At 61.4% G+C, this 14,751-nt stretch carries 21 protein-coding genes and 1 pseudogene; 5 read left to right on the top strand and 17 right to left on the bottom strand.

From position 1 onward, the window contains the following. Positions 1-9: 9 nt before the first annotated feature. Positions 10-897, bottom strand: a complete 888-nt coding sequence (gene nifH / locus CQW49_RS08740; RefSeq protein ID WP_004448271.1) for a nitrogenase iron protein — start codon at positions 895-897, stop codon at positions 10-12. 403 nt (positions 898-1,300) lie between these two features. On the opposite strand from nifH, the gene CQW49_RS08745 reads away from it, so the two are divergent. Continuing rightward, positions 1,301-1,729: a response regulator gene (locus tag CQW49_RS08745; RefSeq protein ID WP_004448270.1), complete on the top strand. Its 429-nt coding sequence runs from the start codon at positions 1,301-1,303 to the stop codon at positions 1,727-1,729. Positions 1,730-1,879: 150 nt separating this feature from the next. Here the strand turns inward: CQW49_RS08745 and CQW49_RS08750 are convergent, their stop codons facing one another. The 14 genes from CQW49_RS08750 to nifB form a co-directional block, all read right to left on the bottom strand. Next, positions 1,880-2,212 (bottom strand): (2Fe-2S) ferredoxin domain-containing protein, encoded by a 333-nt coding sequence (locus CQW49_RS08750; protein ID WP_004448269.1) that lies wholly within the window; start codon positions 2,210-2,212, stop codon positions 1,880-1,882. Positions 2,213-2,253: 41 nt separating this feature from the next. Continuing rightward, positions 2,254-3,153 carry an SIR2 family NAD-dependent protein deacylase gene (locus tag CQW49_RS08755; RefSeq protein ID WP_004448266.1) on the bottom strand — a complete coding sequence of 300 codons (900 nt, stop codon included), beginning with the start codon at positions 3,151-3,153 and terminating at the stop codon, positions 2,254-2,256. A 34-nt stretch (positions 3,154-3,187) separates the two neighbouring features. After that, a complete protein-coding gene (locus tag CQW49_RS08760) occupies positions 3,188-3,403 on the bottom strand; it encodes a hypothetical protein (RefSeq protein ID WP_004448265.1) in 216 nt (71 codons plus the stop codon). A gap of 19 nt (positions 3,404-3,422) precedes the next feature. Then, the gene (locus tag CQW49_RS08765) at positions 3,423-3,728 is read right to left on the bottom strand and encodes a 2Fe-2S iron-sulfur cluster-binding protein (RefSeq protein WP_004448264.1); all 306 of its coding nucleotides are present in this window, start codon (positions 3,726-3,728) and stop codon (positions 3,423-3,425) included. 236 nt (positions 3,729-3,964) lie between these two features. Next, a complete protein-coding gene (locus tag CQW49_RS08770; protein ID WP_004448263.1) occupies positions 3,965-5,116 on the bottom strand; it encodes a DegT/DnrJ/EryC1/StrS family aminotransferase in 1,152 nt (383 codons plus the stop codon). A gap of 4 nt (positions 5,117-5,120) precedes the next feature. Continuing rightward, positions 5,121-5,384: a hypothetical protein gene (locus CQW49_RS08775; RefSeq protein ID WP_004448262.1), complete on the bottom strand. Its 264-nt coding sequence runs from the start codon at positions 5,382-5,384 to the stop codon at positions 5,121-5,123. Between the two features lie 2 nt (positions 5,385-5,386). Beyond that, positions 5,387-5,599 (bottom strand): putative nitrogen fixation protein NifT, encoded by a 213-nt coding sequence (gene nifT, locus CQW49_RS08780; protein ID WP_004448261.1) that lies wholly within the window; start codon positions 5,597-5,599, stop codon positions 5,387-5,389. A 76-nt stretch (positions 5,600-5,675) separates the two neighbouring features. Beyond that, the gene (locus CQW49_RS08785; RefSeq protein ID WP_004448260.1) at positions 5,676-5,903 is read right to left on the bottom strand and encodes a nitrogen fixation protein NifZ; all 228 of its coding nucleotides are present in this window, start codon (positions 5,901-5,903) and stop codon (positions 5,676-5,678) included. Next, complete coding sequence (locus CQW49_RS08790) at positions 5,900-6,196, bottom strand: nitrogen fixation protein NifZ (RefSeq protein ID WP_004448259.1); 297 nt, start codon at positions 6,194-6,196, stop codon at positions 5,900-5,902. The genes CQW49_RS08785 and CQW49_RS08790 overlap by 4 nt, the downstream gene beginning before the upstream one ends. Beyond that, on the bottom strand, positions 6,193-7,005 hold the full coding sequence (locus tag CQW49_RS08795) for a 4Fe4S-binding leucine-rich repeat protein (RefSeq protein WP_004448258.1): 813 nt from the start codon (positions 7,003-7,005) through the stop codon (positions 6,193-6,195). Before CQW49_RS08795 ends, CQW49_RS08790 begins: the two co-directional genes overlap by 4 nt. Next, positions 6,995-7,540 carry a tetratricopeptide repeat protein gene (locus tag CQW49_RS08800; RefSeq protein ID WP_004448256.1) on the bottom strand — a complete coding sequence of 182 codons (546 nt, stop codon included), beginning with the start codon at positions 7,538-7,540 and terminating at the stop codon, positions 6,995-6,997. The genes CQW49_RS08795 and CQW49_RS08800 overlap by 11 nt, the downstream gene beginning before the upstream one ends. A gap of 17 nt (positions 7,541-7,557) precedes the next feature. After that, positions 7,558-7,911 carry a HesB/IscA family protein gene (locus tag CQW49_RS08805; RefSeq protein ID WP_004448254.1) on the bottom strand — a complete coding sequence of 118 codons (354 nt, stop codon included), beginning with the start codon at positions 7,909-7,911 and terminating at the stop codon, positions 7,558-7,560. Further along, entirely contained in the window at positions 7,908-8,141 is a 234-nt protein-coding gene (locus CQW49_RS08810; protein ID WP_004448253.1) for a 4Fe-4S dicluster domain-containing protein, read from the bottom strand. The genes CQW49_RS08805 and CQW49_RS08810 overlap by 4 nt, the downstream gene beginning before the upstream one ends. 119 nt (positions 8,142-8,260) lie before the next feature. After that, positions 8,261-9,820, bottom strand: a complete 1,560-nt coding sequence (nifB, locus tag CQW49_RS08815) for a nitrogenase cofactor biosynthesis protein NifB (RefSeq protein WP_004448252.1) — start codon at positions 9,818-9,820, stop codon at positions 8,261-8,263. A gap of 367 nt (positions 9,821-10,187) precedes the next feature. Here nifB and CQW49_RS08820 point away from each other — a divergent pair, with 367 nt between their 5' ends. From CQW49_RS08820 to CQW49_RS25565, 4 genes and pseudogenes are all read left to right on the top strand, one after another. Next, positions 10,188-10,667: a tetratricopeptide repeat protein gene (locus CQW49_RS08820; RefSeq protein ID WP_004448251.1), complete on the top strand. Its 480-nt coding sequence runs from the start codon at positions 10,188-10,190 to the stop codon at positions 10,665-10,667. Between the two features lie 141 nt (positions 10,668-10,808). After that, positions 10,809-12,560: a nif-specific transcriptional activator NifA gene (gene nifA / locus CQW49_RS08825; RefSeq protein WP_040566497.1), complete on the top strand. Its 1,752-nt coding sequence runs from the start codon at positions 10,809-10,811 to the stop codon at positions 12,558-12,560. A gap of 24 nt (positions 12,561-12,584) precedes the next feature. Next, positions 12,585-12,716 (top strand): annotated as a pseudogene (locus CQW49_RS26335) (4Fe4S-binding leucine-rich repeat protein); the annotation flags it as partial. Positions 12,717-12,944: 228 nt separating this feature from the next. Continuing rightward, the gene (locus CQW49_RS25565; RefSeq protein WP_244441389.1) at positions 12,945-13,346 is read left to right on the top strand and encodes a hypothetical protein; all 402 of its coding nucleotides are present in this window, start codon (positions 12,945-12,947) and stop codon (positions 13,344-13,346) included. Between the two features lie 307 nt (positions 13,347-13,653). On the opposite strand, the gene CQW49_RS08835 is transcribed toward CQW49_RS25565, so the two are convergent. Next, entirely contained in the window at positions 13,654-14,244 is a 591-nt protein-coding gene (locus CQW49_RS08835; RefSeq protein WP_004448248.1) for a hypothetical protein, read from the bottom strand. Further along, on the bottom strand, positions 14,228-14,653 hold the full coding sequence (locus tag CQW49_RS08840; RefSeq protein ID WP_024749827.1) for a group II truncated hemoglobin: 426 nt from the start codon (positions 14,651-14,653) through the stop codon (positions 14,228-14,230). Before CQW49_RS08840 ends, CQW49_RS08835 begins: the two co-directional genes overlap by 17 nt. Positions 14,654-14,751 lie beyond the last annotated feature (98 nt).

The following is a 14,751-nucleotide window of genomic DNA, read 5'->3' on the forward strand; positions in this document are numbered from 1 at the left end:
TCAAACGGATTACGCGATCGCGGCGAGGTCCGCAGCGGTCTTGCCGACCTGCGACTCGTCGACGGCCTTCATGATGCCGTGCTCCATGAGCAGGTCTTCGAGCTCGTCCATGGTGATCGGGGTCGGGATGATGCCGTTGCCCTTGTTCGCATGAACCTTCTCGGCCAGGTTACGGTAGTGGCCGGCCTGCGTGGAGTCGGGAGCGTACTCGACGACCGTCATGCGGCGCAGCTCGGCGTGCTGAACGATATTGTCGCGCGGCACGAAATAGATGAGCTGGGTGCCGAGCTTTTTGGCGAGAGACTCCGCCAGCTCGTACTCCTTGTCGGTCTGGCGCTCGTTGCAGACCAGCCCGCCCAGGCGCACGCCGCCGGAGTTGGCATACTTCAGAATGCCCTTGGAGATGTTGTTGCCGGCATACATGGCCATCATCTCGCCGGACATGACGATGTAGATTTCCTGGGCCTTGTTCTCACGGATCGGCATAGCGAAGCCGCCGCAGACCACGTCGCCGAGCACGTCGTAGGAGACGTAGTCCACGCCGTCATAAGCGCCCTGCTCCTCGAGGAAGTTGATCGAGGTGATGACGCCGCGGCCGGCGCAGCCGACGCCCGGCTCCGGACCACCGGACTCGACGCAGCGGATGTCCATGAAGCCGATCTTCATGACGTCCTCGATCTCGAGGTCCTCGACCGAACCGGCCTCGGCCGCGAGCGACAGGATGGTGTCCTGGGCCTTGGCGTGCAGGATCAGGCGGGTCGAGTCAGCCTTGGGGTCGCAGCCGACGATGAGGATCTTCTTGCCCTGCTGGGCGAGAGCGGCCAGGGTGTTCTGGGAAGTCGTCGACTTGCCAATACCGCCCTTGCCGTAGAACGCGATCTGTCGAAGTTCTGACATTTCTGTCTCCTTAAGATACCGTTTCTTTGCGATCGGCGCGCCCTGCGCACGAAGCCGAAGTCGTCGTTACCGACCGAGCCCGGCGCCGGTTGCGGATCGCCCCCTTGGGATCGGGGCCGCCCAATTCCGCAGCCACTCGCCTTGCGCTCCCAGTGTCGCAAGCGGCGTGCCAAGCCCTGACAACACGTACATCCTATTGATAAAACGCGATTTCAGCCTAGACCGGGGACCGAGTTGAACACGTGTGTCAAAGCCGACAGTCATGCGCGGAATCGGACGAAGGGCTTGGTTCGGCGGCGGTAACGAAATCGCGAGACGCAAATCCGACGCCGTTGTCCGTTCTGCGCCCCAATCCGGCATACCAATTGCTATGTTTTGGACACGCAACCCCGGAGAAGACGAGATGCAGATCGGCGTCGAAACGGCCCGCGCGGTCGAGAACAAAAGGATCTTCGTCGTCGATGACGATGAGATCATCCGTGCGGCGCTTCAATTCATGCTGCATGACGAATATGAGACGCATGAGGTCACGAGCCTCGCGGAAGCTTTCACTAAATCCGAGACGATGAAGCCGGATCTCGTGATCTTGTCGGAACAGGTCGTGAAGGCCGCGGGCCTTCCGGTGCTCGCGGAAATCCCGCAGAAGATGCCGGGCGCCAAGACCCTCGTCGTGGTCGACTCCCTGCAGAATGGTTTTGGCAAGGAAGCGCAAGCGGCCGGCGCGCATGGCTACTTCGTCAAGCCGCTCACGGTCGAGTTCGTGCGACAGAAGGTCGACGTGCTGCTCGGGCGACGTCAGGGCGTCTCCATTCCGTTGACCATCATCGGCTGACATTTCACCGAGGCAGTCCTCGCCGAGCCCGATGTCGCACGCGATGTCGGGCTTTTTTCGTCTCCGTTCCCAATTGTCGGTCTGTCGAGCCCAAAACAAACAACGCCCGCGCTCTCACGCGGGCGTTGTTTGTTTCGACGCTGTTGAAGTTCACAGCTGCGGCACGATGATCAGCCTTTCGACCGGATTGCCTTCAATGAAATGCGACTGCACGATCTCATCGATATCCTCCGGAGTGCGCGGCGCATACCAGACACCTTGCGGATACACGACCATCAGCGGACCCGCGCGGCAAAAGCCCAAGCATGCGGTCGCCGTCATTGACACGTCCGGCAACGGCTGGGCGCCGAGCTTGGCTTGTAGACGATCCCATAAAGGTTTCGCACCCGAGGTCGTGCAGCTGCCGCGCGGATGTCCGGGCGGTCGCTGCTGAAAGCAGGTGAACACGTGGTATTTGAACACTACCGGAAGGTCTTCGAGCATTGTCGTTCCTTGTCGTCCATCGTCGTCACGGTGAGCGGAGCTCAGGCGGCTGCATCCGCCGTCTTCACACTCGCCGCGCCGCCGGACAGCTTCGCGAAGAAATCCGCCAGCGGCATATCGATCCGTTCGATATTCTGCTCTTTGATGAACTTCGCTTCGTTTTTGGTCAGCGGTCCTTCGATCACAGCCCAATGGACGTCGCTCGAACGCTTCATGATCTGCCGCGCGAAGCTGCGCTCGATCTGCGTCGTAAAGCGGCAACCGAGGAACAGAAAATTACGGCCCTTGCGAACCGATTGGACCACTTCCGGGATCGGCGTTTGAATGTCGATCTCTGTCAGAACTTCGACATAATCCGAATCCGAGATGATGTAGTTCGCCGCGGGCGTCACCGAGCCGATGGGTTGATAGAGCAGCGTGGACCAAGTGAGTGTTTCATCGGGCGCTTCGGCAGGGGCTTTTGCTCCCGATCCGTCCTGCACGAAGTCCTTTTTCTTCACCATCGATCCGTCGGGACGGAAATAGTCGACCCAATAGCCGAAATGTTCAGCTTGGGAGACTCCTTGCACCTGCCCCCAATTGCTGCGCACTGCGAGCGCCTTTTGCGGAAGATCGTCATACCAAGCATGAACGAGCAACGGCAGTTGCGGAAGCGACGCGATCCAATTGTGCAGCGCGCTCGGCTCGGTCGGATGTGCGAAAGCCTTCGCCATCGCAGCGACCACGGTCTTACGATGTTTGAAGTTCTCGATATATTGCGCGGCCGCAGTGAGATTGTTGCGAATCTTGTGCGGCACGGTTGCCAGTGTGGTCAGATGACCAACCAAATCCTCGGGCGACGCGGGCACCGAAGCCCCTTCGCGCGCCAGCGCCAAAACGCCGGGTCCGAGATAGGGAATCACGAGGCCGCGCTCGAGGCCCGTTTCGATTGCGCTCAGCACTTGTAGTCTCCTCTCACCGAACCCGGTTTTTCAATTATTGCAGCGCCGCGGCTTTCACCGTGTCGAGCTCCTCGGGCGTCAGCTTGAACGCCCCCCGCCCGCCCGTGAGCGCCATGTAGTCCATCGCATAGGTGTTGGTCAGCTTGTCGAACCATTGCTGGCCAGACAGGCTCATCGGGCGTTCGCCGATCTCCGAGACCGAACCATCCGAATAGAAGCGCACATGAATGACGACAGTCTTCTCGCTCATTGTGATTCTCCTTCCAGATTCAGCGACCCGAGTCGAAGCCGAGAAGCTCGACCGTCACATTTTCGGTTCCAAAATTGGTTTGGCAGGCGAGACGCGACTTGGAGCCGACGCCGACGATCGAGTCGAGCCTTTCGTTTTCGGCGCGAGTCGCCTTGGACATGCTCTTCTTGCCCTCCTGGACAAAGACGTGGCAGGTGCCGCATTTCGCCTCGCCGCTGCACTTGCTCATGATCGATTCTCCGGCAGCGATGATCGCGTCCAGAAGTCTGCTGCCCTGCTCGGCCTCGATGGTTTTGCCTGACGGCAGAATGGTCAGTACCGGCATGTCGCTTGTCCTCCTTGCCAATGCCATGGTCCTCACAAGGAGCCAGGAGCAAGTTTCGAACCACTCCAGATCGGCGATCGGAGTCTCGCCAGCGCCGCTCCAGCGTGTTGAAACCGACATAAAAACCGGAATTTACGCCGGCGCCGCCCGAAGGCGAGCAAGCCGACGCGCTGCTGTCGCAACGCGTCGGCTTTTCGACAATGACAAAGCTGCGACTGCGTCGTCCGCGCTGACGCTCAGAGATAGATCGCGGCGCCTGCGCCGATATTGATCGACGCGTCTTTCATCGTGCCGACGATGAAGGCGATCTGATTTTCGGTGAGATGCGCATGAAAGGGAAGCGCAACGGCGCGATCCGCCACCTTCTCTGTGACGAAGAAATTGCCACGACGATAGCCGAGATCGAAATAATAACGCTGCAGATGCAATGGATGCGAATAGGCGGCGGCTTCGATCTTCTCGGTGTGCAGGTCCTCGATGATGGCGTCGCGGCTGGAGCGCGAGAAGCGCGTGCCGAGATGCACGACATACAAAAACCAATGCACCTCTTCGACGTCAGGGCCGATATAGGGGTCCTTGATGCCTTCGAACGATTTCACATATTCGTAATACCACCGTTCGACGCGCGTGCGCCGCGCCAGCAGCAGCTCGAGCCGCCGGAATTGAGCGAGGCCGAGCGCGGCAGTGATATCGCTCATTCCCGCCTGCATCGGCGGATGGGCGCCGAGAACGACCGACGACCGCTCCTGGATGCGACGGCTGCGAAGGTTGCGAATGATCGACGCTTTGTCATCGTCGTCGGTGACGATCATTCCGCCTTCGCCGCAGGCGAGCACGCTCGGCTGCGAAAAGTCGAACACCGCGCAATCGCCGAAGGAGCCGACCAGCCTGCCCTTGTAGACCGAGCCGATCGCCTCGGTCGAATCCTCGAACAATGCGATCTTCTTGGTTTCGGCGAGTTGACGAAACGCGTCCCAAGGCGCGGGATGCCCATTGGTGTTGCCCGCGACGATCGCCTTTGTCCGCTCGGTGACGACCTTCTCGGCCTTGTCGGGCTCGAGCGTTCCCGCCCAATAGTCGATGTCGGCGAACACCGGTCGTGCGCCCGAAAGCGCAATCGCATGTGTCGTCTCGCGGAATGAATGCGCAGAGGCGACAACCTCGTCGCCGGGACCGATCCCGTAGGCGCGCAGGATCAGCATCAGCCCGATCGTTCCGCTCGACACCGCGATCGCATGTTTGCGGCCGAGATATTTGGCGAATTCCGCCTCGAACTGCTCCACCACCGGCCCGGCCGAAAGGCGGGGCGAGGTGAGCGTTTCGATGACCAGGTCCAGATCGCTCTGGACGAGGTCTGGATCGTTCAACGGCAAAGTGCTCGTTTGCATTCGCTCACCTTTTCGGCGCCACTACCAAGCCCGTCGCGACCGTCGGGTCGGAAGTGATCTTCACGCAATGATCGCGACCGTCGATCAGGAACAGATCGCAATTCTCGTAGCTGCGGAAGGGCGTCTCGTCTTGAATGTCGGTCTTGTCGCAGCGAATCGCATGGACGCCAGGCGCAATCTTGCGCAGGGCCGCGACGGCCGCCGGGTCGGCCGCCGCGGTCGCGAGCGTCGCGTCGATGGCTTCGAACAGCTCCAACGCGATGCTCATGATCAATCTCCACTCAGTCGCTTGGCTTCGACCGTAATCGGCAGCGAGGTTTCGGCGGCCATCTCCGGAAGTTGCAGAACCCAGCCGTTCGCGAGAGTGACCGTGCCGCCCCACAATTGGGGGTTTTGCTGTTCGACGATCGGCTCCTCCAAATCTTTCTTCGGCACATAGGCCGAAAGCACCCCATCGGAGCCTCTACGGATCATGACTTTCACGTCGCGCCTCGCTGGTTGAATTGACAAGCTTGGAAAAGCAATCTTCATACCGCATAAGCGCGACGTCACAGCCCGGCTAGACCGGCTCGATCTCGTCCTGGAGGCAGCCGACGACCAGATTCTGAGCGAATTCGACGATGTAGATCGGCGTATCCGTCTCGACATGCTCGCCGATCTGAACAATCTCGCCGGGATCGCCGGCCTTCACCAGCAGTGCTTGGGGCTCATGCCCGGGGTGAGAGCCATCATTGAACAAATCGACGGTCGCGCGAACGCGCATCCCCCAATCGTAGCGAACACTCATTTTTTTGCCTCTTCCGCCACGACCTCGACCGGCTCCAGCTCTTTCTTGCGCATGCCGACCTTATAGCCGGTCTCGACGAATTCGACGCCATAGATGTAGAACTGCTGCAAGAATGTGCCGATGCTGCTCACATAGCCGATCTCGCCCTTCTTGACGAGAATATCGCCGACATCCTTGCCCGCGAAGGTGCCGTCATTGCGGACATGCTTCTTCGACCTGACCTTTTCGCCATAGTTGAAGGCCGGAGGATCGTTCAGCTCGACGGAGCCGTCGTCACGGTTGATATTGCTCATAGCCGTTCCTCGACATGCGTGTGATTGAGCTCGTAAGTCTGCGATTTGCGTGAGCCGTCGGCAGTGACGCCGAGCCGCGCCTCGGCGGTCTCGCGAACAATCGGATCTGCGTCGGCGACGAGGCGGCCAATGTCCTTTAATTCGCCGCGTCGCGCCGCTTCATAGCGCACGCGCCAGTCGGTATCGTCGACGAGATCGCCGAGTTGCGCCGGCTCTATTCGCTGCGCCGCCTCATAACGAACCTCAGGGTCGCTGTCGGCGGTCATTCGCTTCAACGCCTGGGGCGCAATCCGTTGCGCGACGACGCGGCGGACCTCGATGTCGCTGTCGTCGATCATCAAGATCAGCAGATCGGGAGCGATGCGGCGGGCGACCACCTGACGCACGTAATAGTCGCGGTCCTCGATCATCGGCAGCAGGTCGATCGGATCGAGCCGGTGCGCCACGCGGATGCGCACCTCGCGATGCGGATCATTGCGCAGCTTGAGCAGGTAACGGTTCGGCAGCCGCCGCGCGGCGCTCCATCGCACCGCCTCTTCGGGATCGTCCAGCATCGCCGGCAGCAGGAAGATCTCGGCGGCCTTCGCCGCGCAGGCGCGCACCTCGAAATACGGATGCTGCAGATAGTGGCGCGCGATCTCGGGGTTCCAGTCGAAAAATCGATCGATTCTGCGCGCATAGCGATCGAACAGGCAGGCGCGCAGCGGCCTGCACTTTTCCTGCTCGAGAAGCGCATTGTGCGGGCAGGTTTCGCAGTGCACCGGCTCGCCGAGCCAGTCTATGGCTTCATCGATTTCGTCAGTCGACATCCTCTGCCTCCATTCCATCGAGAACGGAGATGAGAAGGGTCGCGCCGACCTTGTCGGTCGGATCCAGCTCCAGCAGCTTATTGGCGGCCTCGCGGCCCTCCGCATATTCGCCGAGCCGCAGCTGCAGATAGGCGTAGCCCTTCAACACGAACATGAAGAAACGCGGCAGCACCGCGTCATATGAAGCGAAATTGGCGTCGCCCGGGCGCACCTCACGCCAGTCAAGCGGCAGCGAATTATCGATCGCCGCACGCGTCAGGCAGCTCTTGGCGATCTCGAGCGTTTCCTCGAGACGGGTCTTGTAGAAATAAAAACGATAGAGGCCGATCAACACTGCGACATGCGTCGGCGCAATGCGCCGCGCTTCGAACAAATGCTGCTCGGCGACATCGTCGAGGTGATAGGTGAGCGCCGCTTCCCGGAGATGGCGCTCCGCTTCCGGCGGCAAGCCGGCGCCGAACACGGGTGAAGAGAGGATCTCGTCCGCGCCCGGATCGAAAGCTTGATTGCCGACAGCGCCATCTCCGGTCAACATGAAGCGTCCCTATTCACTCACGCCACGGTCATGTCCGGCAGCTCGACGACAGTCTGCTGCGTCGACGAGCAACCGCACGCCTTCGCCTTGGGATCGATGAAGGAGAAACCGGTGGAGGTCGCGGTCTCCTTGAAGTCGATCGTCACACCATCGAGCAGCAGCCGGCTCTGCGCAGGCAGAAACAGCTTGAAGCTCGGGAAGTCGAACGCCTGCTCGCCTTCGCGCGGCGCCGGCTGGACCGAAAACTCGGCGGACATGCCCGAGCAGCCGCCCGGGGAGACCATGAGGCTCAGACCATAGCCGGGACCGCCGTCGAACATGACGAGACGGCGGATGAACTTTTCCGCGGCAGGAGTGAATTGGATATTCATGCCGCGCCCCCAGCAGCCTGATAACGCGGAAGCGACGTGTCGATGACGCAGGTGTCGTCGACCGGGCAGACCGCGACGCATTGCGGCACATCGAAATAGCCGATGCACTCGGTGCACTTCTTCGGATTGATGACGAAGGTTCCGTTCTTCTCGGAAATCGCCACATTGGGACACTCCGCCTCGCACGCCGAGCAGGACGTGCATTGCGAAGCAACGATCTTATAGGTCATCTGCTTGCTCCTCCATCGAGCTGTTGCCGGCATCGGGTCGTCTACCGATGCATCGATTTCGCGTCCGCCGAGCACCGAAGCTCCGCTTCGCCGTCGGCGGACGCTATTGGCTTTCCGCGTCAGGCCGTGATGAAGGCGCCCTGACGGAGGGTCGCGTCACCGCGCTCCTCATGCACGATCTCGCCGCTGTTCACCTTGTCGAGATAGCGCTTGAAGTAGGTGATCGCCGACTGCTCGATGAACTCGAAAGCGAATTCATCGACCGGATCGATGCCGGCCTTGAGCAGATCGTTCTTCGGGCAGCCGCCGATCTTGGCGACGAACACGGCCGTGCAATCGTTGATCGCGCGGATGATCGTCTCGAGGCTGTCCTCCTCGCCATAGCCGCCCTGGCAATACAGGTCGACGCGGCGATGGCCGATGAACTTCGCGCCCTTGGTCGAGCACTCGTAGATCTGGAACTCCTTCGCATGGCCGAAGTGCTCGTTGACGCGGCCCGAGCCCTTGGTGGCGACGGCGATCAGGATCTTGACGTCCTCATTGCCTTCACCGGCCAGCGTGTTGAGCTCGGCGTTCTTCGCCGCGGCCACCTTCTGGCGCTCGATCTCGACCTGAGCCTGATAGGCCTGGCGAGACTCGAGATCATAGGTGACTTCCATCGCCATGATCTTGTCGGTGGTGAACTCGGCGCTGCGATCCTCGCCCAGCAGCCCGACCGCGTCGGCGCGGCACTGGCGGCAATGGCGCATCATGTTCATCTCGCCTTCGCAGCTGTCCTGCAGATGCTTCAGCTCCTGAGCCGTCGGACCGCGCTGGCCGTTGAGGCCGAAAACGGTGCCGTGCTCCGGCGAGGAGATCAGAGGCATGATGTTGTGCAGGAACGCGCCGCGCGACTTGACGGCCTTGTTCACTTCCACGAGGTGCTTGTCGTTGATGCCCGGGATCATCACCGAGTTGACCTTGCACAGAATGCCGCGCTCGGTCAGCATCTCGAGGCCGCGCATCTGGTGCTGCGTCAGGATCTCGGCGGCCTCGCGGCCGAAGATGCGCTTACGGTTCCAGAAGATCCACGGATAGATCTGCGCGCCGATGTCCGGATCGACCATGTTGATGGTGATCGTGACGTGATCGACATTGAACTTGGCGATCGTATCGACATGCTCGGGCAGAGCGAGGCCGTTCGTGGACAAGCAGAGCTTGATGTCCGGAGCGGTCTTGGCGATCAGCTCGAAGGTCTTGAAGGTCTTCTCGGGATTGGCGAGCGGGTCGCCCGGGCCGGCGATGCCGAGCACGGTCATCTGCGGAATCGTCGAAGCGACTGCGAGCACCTTCTTGGAAGCCTGCTCGGGCGTCAGCTTCTCGGAGACGACGCCGGGGCGCGACTCATTGGCGCAATCATACTTACGATTGCAGTAGTTGCACTGAATATTGCATGCCGGCGCAACGGCGACGTGCATGCGGGCGTAGTGGTGATGCGCCTCCTCGCTGTAGCAAGGATGGTTCTTGACCTTGTCCCAGATTTCCTGCGGAAGATCGTTTTCGCCCGCAGCCGTGCCGCAGCTCGCCTTGCCGCTGCCGCCCGAGGTGCCGCAGCCCTTGTGCTCGGCGACCTTCTGCATCACTTCGTCGATATTTTGTGCCCCGCCGACATCGACGGTTTCGGTAACGAGAGATTCCATGTTCGGTTCCTCACGAGTCGAAGAGTTTCAAACCCTTGCGGAACGCAGTCGCGACATATCCGTCTGCCAGTGCTCCGGCGCTGTCGCGGAAGCGGTGTCCGAGGACCAGGGTCGCAACAAGCATGCCATCGACAGCGTTGTTGGTAATTGCTTGATACTGCGAGACGAAAGCGGTTTGTTTGGAATCTGTCCAGATGCCTACACTGTCAGGAAAATGTGGTCATTGCTGTCGACAACGCGACACTTCGCCACGCGCTGCTCCTGTGTCGCCGAGCGACGTGATCGGCGGGAGCCGTAAGATTGCGCCGACCGCGCCGGGGGCGGGCGTCGCCGCCGGGATTGGCGCGGCATTTGCCTTGCGGCGCGCATGAACGATCTCACGCGCGAATCCGACATCATCGATTTCGGCGAACTGTCGCCGGCGGTCAACGAGCTGCTGCAAAAAGGCGTCGCCGCCTATCGTCGCGACCCCGAACGAGCCGATCAATTGTTCCGCGAGGCGCTGGAGCTCTCGCCGGCGGAGCTTCCGGCCTATTACTGCCTCTATAAGATTCATACCTATATGGGGAATCTGGAGGTCGCCTTCGCCATGGCCAGTCTTGGCCTCGAGGAGGCGACGCGGCAGGCGGGCTGGTCGACCGATCCCCACACCTGGCCGCTGAAAGAAACGGCGCCCGGCTCCGCGGAACGTTTCGCGCTGTACACGCTGAAGGCGCTCAGCTTTATCGAGCTCAAGCGAGGGAATAAGGCCAAGTGCATGGAAAACTTGGATATTTTAAAGGGGGTCGATCCGAGCGGCGCGGTCGGTTGGACGGTTATTTTCGAACTGGCGCAAGGCGTTGCCTGATTTTTTGCGCCGCGTCGTCTCGTCGCGCGTCGCAGAATTCGCCACATCAACGGCACATTAGTTGCTAAGATTTCCAGACTGACTTATCGATTCCCGCGCACCTCTCGAGGCTAGTCGATGGGATACGAAGCTGGAACCAGCATGAACACGGCTCAGGCGCGATCGTTCGATCCGAGCGAATCGGCTCTTGTCGGAATCTATGAAATATCGAAGCTTCTCGCTTCTCCAAACCGCCTCGAGCGTACGCTGGCGGGGGTGTTGGCGCTGTTGTCGAGCTTTCTCGACATGCGCCACGGCCTGATCGCTCTTCTCGACGCCCAGGGCGATCCGGAGATCGTCGTGGGCTCGGGATGGAGCGAGGGCAATGCGAAGAAATTCTTCGAGCATCTTCCCGAGCGCGCGGTCGGCCAGATCGTGGCGACCAAGATGCCGCTCGTGGTCGAGAATGTCGCGGCCTCGCCGCTGTTCGAAGGGTCGGACCTCTCCGAATGGGGGCCGACCGACGGCCAGCCTTTCTCGCTGATCGGCGTTCCGATCAAGGACGGCGAGCAGGTGGTCGGCACGCTCACGGTCGACCGCATCTACGGCAATCGATCCTCGGTTCGATTCGACCATGACGTCCGTTTTCTGACAATGGTCGCCAATATGGTCGGCCAGACGCTGCGGCTGCACAAGCTGATCGCCCGCGACCGAGAGCGGCTGATGCAGGAGAAGGCCCGGCTCGAAAAGGCCGAGCGTCCGGTGCTGCACGGCGAGGCGGCTCGCTACGACAACATCAAGGGCATCGTCGGCGAGAGCCCTGCGGTGCGTGCGGTGGTGGAGAAGATTCGGATCGTCGCCAAAGCCAAATCCACCGTGCTGCTGCGCGGCGAATCCGGCACCGGCAAGGAATTGTTCGCGGCGGCGATCCACAATCTGTCGCCGCGTCACGGCAAGCCTTTCGTCAAGCTGAACTGCGCCGCGCTTCCGGAGAGCGTGCTCGAATCGGAATTGTTCGGCCATGAGCGGGGCGCCTTCACCGGCGCGGCGGGGCTACGCAAAGGGCGCTTCGAGCTGGCCGACGGAGGGACGCTGTTCCTAGACGAAATCGGCGACATCACCCCGGCGTTCCAGGCCAAGCTGCTGCGCGTGCTGCAGGAGGGCGAGTTCGAGCGGGTCGGCGGCGCCCGCACGATGAAGGTCGACGTTCGCTTCGTCTGCGCGACCAATCGCAATCTCGAGGAGGCTGTGCAGAAGGGCGAGTTCCGCGCCGATCTCTATTATCGCATCAGCGTGGTGCCGATCTTTCTGCCGCCACTGCGCGAGCGCAAAGGCGACCTTGCGCCGCTCGCGAAAGAGTTCCTGCGCCGCTTCAACGCCGAGCAGAATGTTCATCTGACGTTTTCGGATTCGGCGATGGAAGTGCTCTCGGAGTGCAGCTTCCCGGGCAATATTCGCGAGCTCGAGAACTGCGTTTATCGCACCGCGACTCTGGCGCGGGGCGAGGCGATCGTCGACCGTGACTTTTCTTGCCGCAACGATGGCTGTCTCTCGTCGGTGTTGTGGAATGGCTCACGCGAGGGTGCGGGCGCCGGACTGCATCCGCCGAGCTTCACGCCCCTGCCCATCGTGTCGCGGCCGCCTCCGCCGCCGCCGGCCAGGCAGCCGGTGACAGCGCGCGCGCCGGAAGAGCAGCCGGCCGCGCCGGCTCCCGCATCGCCCGGTGGCGCATGTCCCGGCGCGGAGAACTGTAGCGCCGTGGAGAGCGACCAGCGCTCGGATCGCGACAAGCTGATCGAGGCGATGGAGCAAGCGGGCTGGGTGAAGGCGAAAGCCGCGCGCCTCTTGGGGCTGACGCCGCGTCAGATCGGCTATGCCTTGCAGAAGCACGAAATTCCGGTAAAGAAATTTTGATCGAACGCAACAGACGGCGAAAAAATGGCCGCAGAACCCGAACCTGTCAGCGACGACCCGTTGGATTGGCGCGGACGCCCGATCCGGTGTCGTGAATGCTCTCATGTCGCCCTCAACCGTGAAGGGCTTTGTCGGAAAGGGGCGTCCTGCGTCCGAGATCGGCGCGCGAGACGCGTCGATCTGTTCTTTCGCGCGCATTCGGAACTCGCGGATTCCTATCTGGATCACGCTTATTTCGAGGTGCGGGCTCGGGCCGCGCGCTACGCGAGCGTGATGCGGCTATCGCCGCTGATAAACGATCCCGAGCCGGAGGTTCGCGCCGTGGTATGCTCGCGGCTGCCGGCGTCCCGGATTGCGCCGCTGGCGAAAGACCCGGAGCCACGCGTGCGCATCGCCGTCGCCAATCGGCTCGAGGGCGCCGCGCTGCTCGCTATGTATGCCGACCCTGAATATCTGGTGCGCATTCATGTCGTGCGGCGGCTTGACCCGGAGCTGCTCGCCGTCGCCGTCCATGACGAGGACCCGGAGGTCCGCCGGTGGGTGGCGCGCCGAATGCCGGTAGATCGGCTGCACGCTCTGGTGATGGATCCGGAGCCGATGGTTCGCCTCGTCGTCTCCGAGCGTCTGCCTGCGGATCGGCTGCATGCGTTGCAGCGCGACGAGGATTTGCGCGTGCGCTTCACCGTCGCGGAACGCTGTCCGCGGGAGATGTTGAAGGGTTTCCTCGATGACGAGGATGAGCTGGTGCGCGCCTGCGCCCAGGCGCGCCTTCAGGAGGAAGGCTGAACACGAGGCGTCGCGGACTCTCGAGGTCGACGCTGAGCGCTTTCCGATCCAACGGAATCGCTCGATCGATCAGAATTCGCTCAAACGAAAGAATGCTACAGCGTTATCCGATCCAATCGGATCGGATCGGATAACGCTGTAGCCCAGAAACCGTCCGCCGTAGCTCGACCGATCGAATCGCAGCGGCGCGACTTTGTCATCAATGAAGGCCAGGGCGGAGGAAAGCTTCGAATGTGACAGACCAGAGCCCCAGGAAGACGGCCTCTGGACTGCATTGTCGCTGCCTGCTCGCCCCGACCGGAGCGAATCAGACCGGGCGGTTCTCGTTGCGATTGCGCACCGGGCCCATGACCTCGAGTCCCTTCTCGAAGGTGATCTTCTCGAACTTCTGGTCGAAGGCGATGCCCGCATTCGCGACGGCGTCGATCTTGCCGGCGGTCGAGCACTTCTTCAGATCGTTCTTCTCGATATAGAAGAGTTCCAGGAGCTCGTTATAGACGGTCGATTCATCGATCGGCAGCACGTAGAAATTAATGCCGTCGATCTCGACCTGATATTTGCTGAGCAGGTCGATGTTGTTGGCGAAGACAAAATATTTGCCGTCGGGGCTGAGCAGCCCTTTGAGCACTTCGGCGATGTTTCCGAGATGCTCGAACGACAGGACCCATTGCGCGAAGAAGTCGAAGGTCGGCTTGCCGGCCTGCGCCACCGCAATGACCTGATCCGAAAAGAGCTCCGGCGGCCGCGCTTCATCGGCGAATTGTTGAGCGAATTTCAAGGCGAGCTTGCCGCGGAAGCCGAAGCGCCCCGCCTGCTCGGTCGGTCCCTTGTGAACCGGGCTGAGCAGGCGCTTCTGCTCTTCCAAAGTCGCAAACGCCGTTTCAGTGATGCTTGTCATGTTGGTTATCCGGATCGTTACGTAGCCAATCCGCCAGTTTGGCGAAATTCTGCTTCAGTGCGTCACGCAGTCTCACATCATCGACCACCTCATCGAGCGCGCCAGTCATGCAGGCCATCCACGCGTCGCGCTCGGCAGGGCCGATCGCGAAGCCCATGTGACGCATGCGCAATCGCGGATGGCCCCGCTGTTCGGAATAGGTCTTCGGCCCCCCCAGCCATTCGGCCAGATAGAGCTTCAGGACCGTTTTGGTCGGGCCGAGGTCCTGGGCGTGCATGGCGCGGATGGTCTGCGCCTGCGGCAGCACGTCCATGTTGCGGTAGAACGTCTCGACGAGACGATCCACGGCGTCCTGGCCACCGATGATGTCGAATGCGGTCTTGGTCGATTGCACGGCGTCCACAGTCATGCCTCCGCAGTAAGCAATTCATATGCCGATAGGCCGGAAATTTCGGCTCCCGGCAAGCGCTTTCGACGGGCGCCACATGCGGCGTTTCGCCTCCCGGG

The sequence above is a fragment of the Methylosinus trichosporium OB3b genome, from assembly GCF_002752655.1.
In the GTDB taxonomy this organism is placed as follows: domain Bacteria; phylum Pseudomonadota; class Alphaproteobacteria; order Rhizobiales; family Beijerinckiaceae; genus Methylosinus; species Methylosinus trichosporium.

What these genes read in the sequence shown, in the direction of transcription:
- nifH (WP_004448271.1), bottom strand. Translation starts at nt 897, where the DNA reads ATGTCAGAACTTCGACAGATCGCGTTCTACGGCAAGGGCGGTATTGGC.
- CQW49_RS08745 (WP_004448270.1), top strand. Translation starts at nt 1,301, where the DNA reads ATGCAGATCGGCGTCGAAACGGCCCGCGCGGTCGAGAACAAAAGGATC.
- CQW49_RS08750 (WP_004448269.1), bottom strand. Translation starts at nt 2,212, where the DNA reads ATGCTCGAAGACCTTCCGGTAGTGTTCAAATACCACGTGTTCACCTGC.
- CQW49_RS08760 (WP_004448265.1), bottom strand. Translation starts at nt 3,403, where the DNA reads ATGAGCGAGAAGACTGTCGTCATTCATGTGCGCTTCTATTCGGATGGT.
- CQW49_RS08765 (WP_004448264.1), bottom strand. Translation starts at nt 3,728, where the DNA reads ATGCCGGTACTGACCATTCTGCCGTCAGGCAAAACCATCGAGGCCGAG.
- CQW49_RS08770 (WP_004448263.1), bottom strand. Translation starts at nt 5,116, where the DNA reads ATGCAAACGAGCACTTTGCCGTTGAACGATCCAGACCTCGTCCAGAGC.
- CQW49_RS08775 (WP_004448262.1), bottom strand. Translation starts at nt 5,384, where the DNA reads ATGAGCATCGCGTTGGAGCTGTTCGAAGCCATCGACGCGACGCTCGCG.
- CQW49_RS08785 (WP_004448260.1), bottom strand. Translation starts at nt 5,903, where the DNA reads ATGAGTGTTCGCTACGATTGGGGGATGCGCGTTCGCGCGACCGTCGAT.
- CQW49_RS08790 (WP_004448259.1), bottom strand. Translation starts at nt 6,196, where the DNA reads ATGAGCAATATCAACCGTGACGACGGCTCCGTCGAGCTGAACGATCCT.
- CQW49_RS08795 (WP_004448258.1), bottom strand. Translation starts at nt 7,005, where the DNA reads ATGTCGACTGACGAAATCGATGAAGCCATAGACTGGCTCGGCGAGCCG.
- CQW49_RS08800 (WP_004448256.1), bottom strand. Translation starts at nt 7,540, where the DNA reads ATGTTGACCGGAGATGGCGCTGTCGGCAATCAAGCTTTCGATCCGGGC.
- CQW49_RS08805 (WP_004448254.1), bottom strand. Translation starts at nt 7,911, where the DNA reads ATGAATATCCAATTCACTCCTGCCGCGGAAAAGTTCATCCGCCGTCTC.
- CQW49_RS08810 (WP_004448253.1), bottom strand. Translation starts at nt 8,141, where the DNA reads ATGACCTATAAGATCGTTGCTTCGCAATGCACGTCCTGCTCGGCGTGC.
- nifB (WP_004448252.1), bottom strand. Translation starts at nt 9,820, where the DNA reads ATGGAATCTCTCGTTACCGAAACCGTCGATGTCGGCGGGGCACAAAAT.
- CQW49_RS08820 (WP_004448251.1), top strand. Translation starts at nt 10,188, where the DNA reads ATGAACGATCTCACGCGCGAATCCGACATCATCGATTTCGGCGAACTG.
- nifA (WP_040566497.1), top strand. Translation starts at nt 10,809, where the DNA reads ATGAACACGGCTCAGGCGCGATCGTTCGATCCGAGCGAATCGGCTCTT.
- CQW49_RS08835 (WP_004448248.1), bottom strand. Translation starts at nt 14,244, where the DNA reads ATGACAAGCATCACTGAAACGGCGTTTGCGACTTTGGAAGAGCAGAAG.
- CQW49_RS08840 (WP_024749827.1), bottom strand. Translation starts at nt 14,653, where the DNA reads ATGACTGTGGACGCCGTGCAATCGACCAAGACCGCATTCGACATCATC.